Source organism: Geobacillus thermodenitrificans subsp. thermodenitrificans DSM 465 (genome assembly GCF_000496575.1).
In the GTDB taxonomy this organism is placed as follows: Bacteria; Bacillota; Bacilli; order Bacillales; family Anoxybacillaceae; genus Geobacillus; species Geobacillus thermodenitrificans.
Genome location: NZ_AYKT01000035.1, coordinates 1 through 8,409 on the forward strand (window position 1 = coordinate 1; position 8,409 = coordinate 8,409).

Annotated in this window: 6 protein-coding genes, 4 tRNA genes and 1 pseudogene; 4 read left to right on the plus strand and 7 right to left on the minus strand. The window is 43.7% G+C overall.

The window, feature by feature from the left end; all coding sequences use genetic code 11:
* Positions 1 to 428 precede the first annotated feature (428 nt).
* Positions 429 to 1,136, plus strand: a complete 708-nt coding sequence (locus tag DSM465_RS0117350; protein ID WP_230459211.1) for an ABC transporter permease subunit — start codon at positions 429 to 431, stop codon at positions 1,134 to 1,136.
* A 1-nt stretch (position 1,137) separates the two neighbouring features.
* Positions 1,138 to 2,067 carry an ABC transporter permease gene (locus tag DSM465_RS0117355; RefSeq protein WP_051358551.1) on the plus strand — a complete coding sequence of 310 codons (930 nt, stop codon included), beginning with the start codon at positions 1,138 to 1,140 and terminating at the stop codon, positions 2,065 to 2,067.
* A 115-nt stretch (positions 2,068 to 2,182) separates the two neighbouring features.
* On the opposite strand, the gene DSM465_RS0117360 is transcribed toward DSM465_RS0117355, so the two are convergent.
* Positions 2,183 to 4,960 carry a tetratricopeptide repeat protein gene (locus tag DSM465_RS0117360; RefSeq protein ID WP_029761904.1) on the minus strand — a complete coding sequence of 926 codons (2,778 nt, stop codon included), beginning with the start codon at positions 4,958 to 4,960 and terminating at the stop codon, positions 2,183 to 2,185.
* 442 nt (positions 4,961 to 5,402) lie between these two features.
* Between DSM465_RS0117360 and DSM465_RS19185 the strand changes: the two are divergent.
* Positions 5,403 to 5,561 (plus strand): annotated as a pseudogene (locus DSM465_RS19185) (IS982 family transposase); the annotation flags it as partial.
* 58 nt (positions 5,562 to 5,619) lie between these two features.
* Here DSM465_RS19185 and DSM465_RS0117365 read toward each other — a convergent pair.
* Positions 5,620 to 6,087 (minus strand): GNAT family N-acetyltransferase, encoded by a 468-nt coding sequence (locus DSM465_RS0117365; RefSeq protein ID WP_029761905.1) that lies wholly within the window; start codon positions 6,085 to 6,087, stop codon positions 5,620 to 5,622.
* 493 nt (positions 6,088 to 6,580) lie between these two features.
* On the opposite strand from DSM465_RS0117365, the gene DSM465_RS19190 reads away from it, so the two are divergent.
* Positions 6,581 to 6,691, plus strand: coding sequence for a YjcZ family sporulation protein (locus DSM465_RS19190; RefSeq protein WP_078172638.1), 111 nt, complete (start codon positions 6,581 to 6,583; stop codon positions 6,689 to 6,691).
* Here DSM465_RS19190 and DSM465_RS0117370 read toward each other — a convergent pair.
* From DSM465_RS0117370 to DSM465_RS0117395, 5 genes are all read right to left on the minus strand, one after another.
* Positions 6,645 to 7,094 carry a hypothetical protein gene (locus tag DSM465_RS0117370; protein WP_051358552.1) on the minus strand — a complete coding sequence of 150 codons (450 nt, stop codon included), beginning with the start codon at positions 7,092 to 7,094 and terminating at the stop codon, positions 6,645 to 6,647. The two genes, DSM465_RS19190 and DSM465_RS0117370, sit on opposite strands and share 47 nt — an antisense overlap.
* A gap of 843 nt (positions 7,095 to 7,937) precedes the next feature.
* Positions 7,938 to 8,014 (minus strand) — tRNA-Arg (locus tag DSM465_RS0117380).
* Positions 8,015 to 8,036: 22 nt separating this feature from the next.
* Positions 8,037 to 8,107 (minus strand) — tRNA-Gly (locus DSM465_RS0117385).
* A gap of 103 nt (positions 8,108 to 8,210) precedes the next feature.
* Positions 8,211 to 8,284, minus strand: a tRNA-Arg gene (locus tag DSM465_RS0117390).
* A 9-nt stretch (positions 8,285 to 8,293) separates the two neighbouring features.
* Positions 8,294 to 8,365, minus strand: a tRNA-Gly gene (locus tag DSM465_RS0117395).
* Positions 8,366 to 8,409 lie beyond the last annotated feature (44 nt).

Here is an 8,409-nt window from a genome sequence, read left to right on the forward strand (position 1 = left end):
TCAAGTACATCTTTTGGTGATGAACCAAAATATTTGATAAACTGGGATCGCAAATAAAAATTCCTCCCTGGTTAATGTTTAGATCACGTTTACCATATAGGAAATTACGTTTTTGTACCACAATTCAAAAAAATCTGATTGTCAAGTCCATTTCGTGGCGAATATCTAGAAACATAGAGGTATCAGGATTAAAAATGAATAAATGTTTGTAGAAAATTAATAATACGCCATTTTTTTATTATGTTACAAAATTAATTTATTAGAAAGGAGGAACATTATTGATAAGAATAATGAAATTCATTGCTGGAATAATACTAGAATGCTTATTGGCAATCCTAGGAGTAGTGATGGTCAGTGGTTTCCCCAGCTTATTTCATAATATTTCGATCAATGTAAAGGAATATGTAAAAACATTAGGATACATCATCATGAAGCTTATTCATCCACTAAGTATCGAATATGGAACGAATAGAAAAGTATTCCCACAAATTCTTATTCATTATCGGGAGTCGCTTCTATTATGCGGGTTGGCAATCGTGGTAGCACTAATATTAGCATGGGGAATAACGTATATCACGCTTCTTTTCTTCCGGAGCCATATGGAGCGAATCAAAATGATATTGGGTCTTTTTGAATCCTTGCCCGATCTGCTGATTATCGTGACCTTTCAGTTAATCGTAATTGTAATATTCAAAAAAACCGGCTGGCTCATCTTTCAGCTTGCTTCCGCAGGAGAGGAAAGAAGCCTTTTTTTGCCCACCACTTGTCTGAGTATTCCGATTTCTCTGTTGTTTGCAAAGTTTCTTTTGCAGCAATATGAAAACGAACTTCATAAGCCATATGTAGAATACGCTTTTTCAAAAGGGCTGTCTTTTTTCTATATTTTGAATCAACATGTGCTGCGGAACGTAGCGCCGGGATTGATTTATTATTCGAAAACAATGATTTGGTCTATGCTTTCGAACTTGATTATCATCGAGTATGTCTTTAACGTGAGCGGCATTACTGCTTTTTTGCTTGAATATCATACTCCGGAAGTGTTTGCGCTCGGGTTGTTATTATTATATATCCCTGTCTTTTTATTTTATAAAATCTCTTATTTATTTCTTCCACAGATGTGGAAAGGAGAGAAGTAGCTTGATTCGTATATTGATCCGGGACAAGTTATTTATGCTGGGGTTCCTTTTTATCAGCATATTGCTCTTATTAAGTTTGTTAAACAGCATAATTAATGATGGGAGCATTCGACAAGTTCCAATTCTTTTTGATAAAAATGGTAATGTTATCGGTACTCCTCCTTTTGCACCTTCTCTTCGTTTTCCGTTAGGGACCGATCGCAATGGATACGACATGCTTCATATGATGATTCAAGGCGCAAAATTTACTATAGGAATCGCTTTGCTCATCATGATGTTGCGCATGGCTTTGGCCATTATGATCGGGGGAACGTTAGGAGTATACTGCAAAAAATGGATTCCAAAACTAGAAAACTTTTTTGATAGTTTTACTGTCGTTCCGTTAACATTAATCGCTTACTTTATTTTAGTCAATGTGCTATGGATGCCGAGCGACGGGTTTCCGCATCCTTTTTGGAAACGGGCCGTATTTGAAGTATTTGTTCTCACTGTTCTTGCTCTTCCAACGTTGTCATTTTATATTGCCAATGACATTCGGAGAGTGTATAGGGAAGAGTTTGTCCAAGCAGCTAAAATATTAGGCGGTTCCAAATGGCATATTTTCAAAGTGCATGTGCTTCCACATGTTTTGGAAAATTGGGTTCTGTTGTCTATTCAGCAATTCATTCAAGTATTAATGGTGTTAGCTCACCTAGGAGTGCTACAATTGTTTTTTGGAGGCACTTATGTCGACTATATGCAGATAGACCCTCCGAAAACGACTTCCTATGAATGGTCAGGACTTATTGGTGACAGCTATCAAGTAATAAGCATCACCCCTTGGATCCCACTTATACCAATTGTATTTTTTTCTTTAACAATTATATCATCTCAATTTATACTAAATGGTTTAAAAAGAGCATTCATATTGAAAAGAAGGGTAAAAAATTAAAAATAAATAATGAAGGTGAAAAATTCATAAGCTTGACGATTTTGTTGAATCTCTACGTTCGATTGGTAGAGTACATAAGTGGTTTCTCCTATCAGTTGTGTCCGGCCGATTTTCCTTATACTTGAACCGCAGCAGAAGCCGCCTGCGTCAGCTGCTCGCATTGTCGCAAACGAATGCCAAAAAGAACAAGCGGATCGCGATAGGCTTCTGGATTTGTTCGCATCTGTTGTAATTCCTCTTCCTGAGCAACAATTTCGAGCTCCAATCGTTCTAACGTTTCGTTTAACACCGCCAACGGCGCTTGGAAAAACTGGGTGATGTCACGCTCAAGCGATTTGGCAAACCATTCAAACGGCAACAACAACTGCCCGGCGACCGTTTCCGCCACATCCGTGTAATCTTGCATTTGGATAAATTGCTTATACTTTTGTGCCAACATCACCTTATTTTGCGCGAAGGCCCCAAGCAGTTTGCCCGCTCCTTTCAACAGCAGCTGTCCCGGTGTCCGGCGAAGGAAAATGTTCAGCTTATCAATTTGCGCCCCGCTCGCAAGCCGATCAATATCGCGCCGCCAATCGGCCAGAATGCGGAAATCACATTCAAGCTTCAGCCGTTCTTCGCCAAACATGGCGTTAAACGCTTCGCCCATTTCATGCAAAAACGCCTGACATTCGTTGAATTCCTCGTTTGTCGTGGCAATCCAATCTTCTATGGCACCATGTAATTTCGGCAGCACCTCTTCATCAATATAGGTGCGGAGCTGTTCGTTCACTTGATCATTCAGCTCGAGGTGAAGGCGGGCAAAGTCGCTGTCTTCACGCACAAAGTCGGCCGCTTTGCGCAGCATGTCAGGAATCGCCGCTGACAAGTCCTTCCGCGTCTCTTCTAAAACTGTCCGGAACGCTTTCACTACTTTCCTTGTTTTCTCTTCTTGCTGATCGCCAAGTTGATGGATCGCCCCGTTCAGCTTGGCGGCCATTTCTTTTTTCCAGACGATCGACTCTGCCAACCGGCTTTCCGCCTCAGCCCGCTGCCGGAACAAATGGGCAATAAACTGGTGAATCGTCGCCAAAATCGCTTCTTCCCGACGCACGGAAGACCGATGATGGCGCACTTCTCCAAGCAAGTCAGCGAGCGCTTGTTGCTGCTTGCGGCTTGGCGCGTGCGGTGAATAGACGATCACGTTCGCCCTCGGGACGATGGTGCGAATATGCGCTTCGATTTCTCGAGCAATCCGTAGCTCCTCCTGCTCATCGATCATCCCGTCGCTCGGAGGCAATAAAAAGTGAATCGGCACGCGCGGTGCTCGTTCACAAAGCTGCAGCACGAGCTGTTCATCCACGCTGGAAAACGGATCATCACCGTTCAGAAGGAAAAGAATGCTATCGGCGAGCGGGAATGAAACGAGCGCCTCATGATGAGAAGAGACGCGTCCGCCAAGCGGGCCGATGTCCAAAAAGGCTACTTCTTGCGGTACAAGCGAAAGCGGCGCCGTGCACTCAATGACTGCATCATCAGGAAAACGGACGGTCCGCCCTCCTAATGCTTGTTGAAACTCATCAATGCTTGCAAAAACAGTAAACTGTTCATCACTAATTTTCGCCACTTCGGTCTCGTCGCCGTTTTTCCAAACAAGCACTGGAGCCGATGGCGCCACTAATGCCGCTTCGCCAACTACCGTGCGCAAAAATGCCAAGCGTTCATTTCGCGACGCTCCAGCGACAAGAACGCGATGCGTCCGCAGATCGGAAAGCTGCCGTACGAGCCAGCGGAAGCGAAAATGCGAGCCCGCCCGCTGCGTCTCTGCCCAATCAGCCATTTCCTCAAATAACGCCACTCCTGCTTCTTCTGATTGCCGATCCGCACAGACAAGCTGTTTAGCGGCGTTCTTCACCATTTCGTCACTAAAGCCTTCCGGAAATTTTTCACTCCATGCTATCAAGGCAGCCGCGGCCTCCGCCATCCCCTGACCGTCAGCCAAATTCACCCAGCTTTTTAAGAGCGGCGGCACGACTTCAACGAGTTCTTTCAACCGATACGGCCCTTTCATTAACCCGTCATACGCCTCAGCCAAAAGGGATGGAATTCTCTTCCACTCATAATCTCGGCCAATTGCTAGCTCATCGTAAAGGGAACTCCACTCTGCCAACCATGAAAAATAAACATCACTATCTTTATAACCGTTCCATAACGCCTGCACCAATCGTTCAAACTTCACCCGATCGGTTTCATACAACAGCGCTAAACACCGTGAAAAGCGCGCAGGTGCCATCATCCGCGCATGCCCCTGCTCAACGTAGCCAGTCAAAGTGTCCGCCCAATGGCGCGCCGACGTCCGCACCGCTTCCCCTAAAGCGAGCTCGATGGCACTTTCCCAATCGCCTTGTTCTTCAAAAAAGGCGCGGGCCCATTCAGTCATATTCGGGTAGTCAGGGGAAAGCGCCACGCCGCGCTTAATCATTTCATCCGCTTTTTCTCTTTCACCCAACTCGCGGTAGAGTGAAAATAGACGCAAAATGATTTCCGCCTGAAGCGTCTCGCTTTCTGCCTCAATCGAGCGGTACAGCTCTTCGGCGAGCTGAAACTGTCCGAGCTCATAGTAGCTGTCCGCAATGTTTTTTTGCGCCCACGGACGCAAATCGTTATGAACGTTTTCCCATTTGAAAATGGCGGTCTCATAATCACGACGGTGGAAGTACACTTCCCCTTGCGCAAAGCGAATGGACGACAAATCGGTTCCGTCCCGATACGCGGTGAAGAAAATGTCGCCAAGCGCGCTGACAATATCGTGCTCTCCTCCATCAATTAACGTTTCATAAAATGTCTTATGAACGAGTTGTTGTTCAAACCCCATGTCGATCACCTGATTCATGTATTTGCCATGCATGTTCATTGTATGGCGGATTCCGCTATTTTATTTCTATCTTGTATATTTTAACAAACTTTCGCCGCCATGAACGTTTCAATTTGTTTTCATTTTAAAGACAAGATACAGCTGTTTTCATCGCCGATCGTTCCGGATTTCCCTATCCTTGGCAAACTGTTGTCATCTCCTTCATCAAAAATGAAAACTCTCTATCACTCTATCGAGGAATTCAATATTTGGATAGAGCATTTGCTTTCGCGCAGTTTTGCGCACTTGTTCCGATGTAGGTGGCGTCCTGGTGGGGTCATAACCCCATCATAAAATTATTGATATTTTATACGTAAGAATTATCCAAAGGGTAGGAGTTGACACTCCACACGGCTAACACCGTAGAATTCTTGTGGTTTGAACAGCGCCTAAGCTCAGGAATGTGTCATCCCCCCATCCCCATCGGTTAGCGTGCACCTCAATGATTTTGTGCTTTGTATCAGCTCAACGATCGAGTATCCAGACTTATCTTCCACGTTGAAATCTTCATTTGCTGAAACTTCATGTCCTTGGAAAATTGTTCGGCTTCACTTCCAAACGGGCTCGGCTCCGGTTTGTAATCGGATTTTTATTTCCTAAGACTTCTTTGGTTGTTCTTATTCCATTGAAGCTCTCGTTCCCGAAAGAAACATTACTCATTACAATGCTTTCTCCATATCGAGCATCGGGGAGAAGCCAAGCCGTTCATAGATTCTCCGGCCCTCTGAACTCGCCCATAGCCGAGCCCTTCTTGCGCCTCGCTCTTTTAGCCAAGAACAGACTTCTTCCACCAATTGGGAAGCCAAGCCTTTTTTTCGATGATGGGGAATTGTATAAACACTAATTACCCAACCAAAAGGAGTTGGTTCTTCACTTAGAGGGGTGGCATACTCCATCCTAATCAGTCCCCCTGCACATGCCACAATGTTTCCTTGCTCATCAACCGCCACCCGGAATCTTAAATTGTTCTCCTCGCTCTCCTTAAGAAATAAGTTTCTCACTTCGTTCACACGTTCACTGTTTGGTATAGGTATGCCATCCTTTTCCCCCATCTCACATGCCATGTGAAACCAATATTCCGCAAGTAACGGGAGCTCATTTTTTGTTGCCCATCTTGTTATATACATCACCTATCCCACCTGTATATTCTTCATTTTACTTAGCTATTGATATTCCATCTTGTTTCTTGTAATCCTCCTTTTTCAACCAAGCGAATCTGTTCGTTGCAATAGAAAATGAAAAAGCTCAAAATGCCGAGACATTTTGAGCTTTTCGTTTATACTGTCTTCTATAGATGCTTCGTGTTTTATCAGTAACTTTTACAAATAAAGGAAGTAAAGGTGAAATAACAATGTGTATGTAGAACACCACTTCGTGCAGGTTCTGTCACGTCAACAAATTGATGGTTATGGCCCACGTCAAAAGAAGTAACTCCGGAGAACTGGTTACCTGCTAAACAAAAGGAAAAAGCACCAAAAATCATTCGTACATCGCTTCTCCCGTTCCAACAAAATGCTGAACGTATTCATCATTTTTTCATTACCTAGGCTGCTTGTCTTATACGGGTTGGCTATGTTTCACATAGGATGTACTATCTTGTTAAATCGGGGGGGATACAAAATGTCAGGTGGCTTTGGCTTAAGGTCAAACTTTGCTTTAATTGTTGTGCTGTTTATCCTTTTAATTATTGTTGGATGTAGTTGTTTCTTTGGTGGCTTTGGTGGCTACTAATCTCTAGAATCCGCTTAAAAGTTTTATAGGGCGGATCATTATAGATCCGTCCTTTTTCATCTGCATCCACTTCTCGAAACTCCGTGAACCAGTGTAACGGGAAGCAGCCACCCAACCTTTTTAACTCCTTATCGTAATAAAAGTACGCATGTGTTTTTTTTGGCTGTAAATCATCCATCCCTAGCGCAACATGTTTGTATCCACGTTTCCTCCAAACGAGCTTTGTATTGTAGCCTTTTGAATTGTCCAATACAGGGATAGAGCTTGGTGGCACGAGAGAGCATGTTTGCGTCACGCGTGGCAAGAATTCGTCTGAAACCGTCAACATAGGCATACGATATTTTTCAAGTGCTGCCTCCACAGCTTTGATCTTCTCCTCGTCCACATCTCGTAAGAATGGCATCTGTTTTTTTGTTTCACCATCAAGACCCTTATATGGTATAATATGGATATACCCCCTATTTCTCGGTCGGGGGAAATCCCGGTCTTTTTCGATTTCACGTCTCATTATGCATCAAAATAAGCTGTTATTCCCGGTATACATCCACAGCTCTTTTGCATATTTTTTACATAACAATGAGGGGAAGGATGATAAAATGGCCTTTATTGAAATCTTCGGATGGTGGTTGTCAATAATCTTGAGCATAAGTTTTTTTATCTCCCTGCTATTGCTTCTTAAAGAGCCCAATGAGGAAGATGCCCCCTCAGATCAGTAATGGATGTCTTTCAATGATCCAATTTCTCTTGTTTCTCCGGCCCGAATGGTTTAATTTCGGGCCTTACAATTTTTTGTACACTTAAGAGCCTGTATCATCCCGTGGCATGCACTTCTTACCTTGAATCTATATCCTCGAATCACGCCTTTGCATGAACTCCCTCCCATAGAAATCGGGATTCACCAAAAATGAAAAAAATGACCGTAAATGCGGTCATTTCAAGGTTTTCGACAATTTTAATCCGAATAAATCATTTATAAATGGCGTCCCGAGACCAATCGCTTAGAGCTGGTACCCCCTCCTCTACTAGCCAATTCAAAGAAGCCAAGTGCGTCGGGACAACTCGTAGCAAGCTCTAGGATATGTTGCACATTACTCTATCCAACTGAGCCCTCTCGATTTCCTCAGCCTTGACAGGTTGTTCTTATGTTCTTTACCAAAAATAAAAACTCTCCATCGTCACACGAGAAATCGTGCTTCTGACAGAGAGTTTGCTTTAGCGCAGTTTTGCGCATTTCTTCATATGTAAGTGGCGTCCCAGGAGAGATTCGAACTCCCGACCGACGGCTTAGAAGGCCGCTGCTCTATCCAGCTGAGCTACTGGGACATAAGAATTGTGAAATAAGAAAAGCGGGTGATGGGAATCGAACCCACGACTTCAGCTTGGGAAGCTGAGGTTTTACCATTAAACTACACCCGCATGATTGATTAAATTATCCATACAGCCGGGATAAACAGTTGCAATAAAAAATATAATCATTAATATCTTTTTTGTCAATATCTTTTTTATAAAATTGGTTGAACGCGCTCGAGAGGATTCGAACCCCTAACCTTCTGATCCGTAGTCAGATGCTCTATCCAATTGAGCTACGAGCGCATGATAGAAAGCGGAAGACGGGACTCGAACCCGCGACCCCCACCTTGGCAAGGTGGTGTTCTACCACTGAACTACTTCCGCATTATAAAGGAAGTTCATTCCTTCAAAACTAGATAACCGTTTGG